The following is a 1,370-nucleotide window of genomic DNA, read 5'->3' on the forward strand; positions in this document are numbered from 1 at the left end:
TCTATCTAAATTAAGCGAGAGTACTCCCACTTCTAAACGTTCAGGGCGAAGCCCTCGTGAAAGTGGGAGGTGAATCGCCAACCTTCCTTTCGGGTATAATGCCTTCAAGGAGGTGAGAAATCTTGCTAAAACACAAGGCTTACAAATTTCGGATATACCCGACAAAAGAGCAGGAGATCCTGATCGCCAAGACGATCGGTTGTTCACGCTTCATCTTCAACCACTTCCTGGCGAAGTGGGATGAAACCTACAAGGCGACTGGAAAAGGACTGTCCTATGCTTCTTGTTCGAAAGAAATCCCTTCGTTGAAGCAGGAGTTCGACTGGTTGAAAGAGGTCGACAGCCATTCTCTTCAATCAAGCGTGAAGCATCTGGCCGATGCCTATGGTCGCTTCTTCATGAAGCAGAATGACCGGCCTCGCTTCAAGTCGAAGCGGAACCCCGTCCAATCATACAAAACAAACATTGAGAAGAAAAACCAGATTCCTGAAGTCTCGATCGTCGGGAACAAACTCAAGTTGCCGAAACTCAAGTGGGTCCGTTTTGCCAACTCGAAACAGGTCGAGGGGCGCATCTTGAGTGCCACGATCCGACGCACGGCGTCTGGCAAATACTTTGTCTCCCTGCTCGCAGAGCGGGAAATCAACGAATTGCCCAAGACCGGCTCATCTGCCGGCGTTGACGTCGGGCTGAAGAACTTTGCCATCCTGTCGGACGGCACGGTGTACCAAAACGACCGTTACTTCCGCACCCTCGAGAAGAAACTGGCGCGCGAGCAGCGCAAGCTGTCCCGGCGGCAACTCATTGCCTTGAATAAGAAAATCAAGCTGTCCGAGGCGAGGAACTACCAGAAGCAGAAGCGGAAGGTCGCCCGCATCCAGGAAAAGATCTCCAACAAGCGCACCGACTTCCTACACAAGGTATCGACCGAGATTGTCAAAAACCACGACGTCATCGGGATCGAGACCTTGCAGGTGAAGAACATGCAGAAGAACCGCAAGTTGAGCAAGTCCATCTCCGAGGTGAGTTGGGCGGAGTTCTTCAACATGCTCGAGTACAAGGCGGACTGGTACGGGAAAACCGTCGTCAAGGTCGGGAAGACCTTTGCCTCGAGTCAGCTCTGCTCGAGTTGCGGCCATCAGCACAAAGACGTGAAGCATCTTGACTTGCGTGAATGGACATGCCCGGCTTGCGGCGCCCATCATGACCGCGATGTGAACGCAGGACTAAATCTCAAACAAGAGGCAGAACGAATCTTGGCCTCTTCAACCGTCGGGACGACGGGGTTAGCCTGATCAGGTTTCGACCGTTAGGTCGGATAACTCAGGAATCCTCCACCTCTAAGCGAAGCGTAGGTGGGGGTAGTTCAA

The 1,370-nt window shown here is 52.5% G+C and carries 1 protein-coding gene; it reads left to right on the top strand.

All coding sequences use genetic code 11. The features are described from left to right. Positions 1 to 122: 122 nt before the first annotated feature. Positions 123 to 1,295: an IS200/IS605 family element RNA-guided endonuclease TnpB gene (gene tnpB / locus KNP03_RS13360; protein ID WP_214830095.1), complete on the top strand. Its 1,173-nt coding sequence runs from the start codon at positions 123 to 125 to the stop codon at positions 1,293 to 1,295. Positions 1,296 to 1,370 lie beyond the last annotated feature (75 nt).

Origin of the sequence: Exiguobacterium algae (genome assembly GCF_018617875.1) — a bacterium.
Taxonomy (GTDB): Bacteria; Bacillota; Bacilli; order Exiguobacteriales; family Exiguobacteriaceae; genus Exiguobacterium; species Exiguobacterium algae.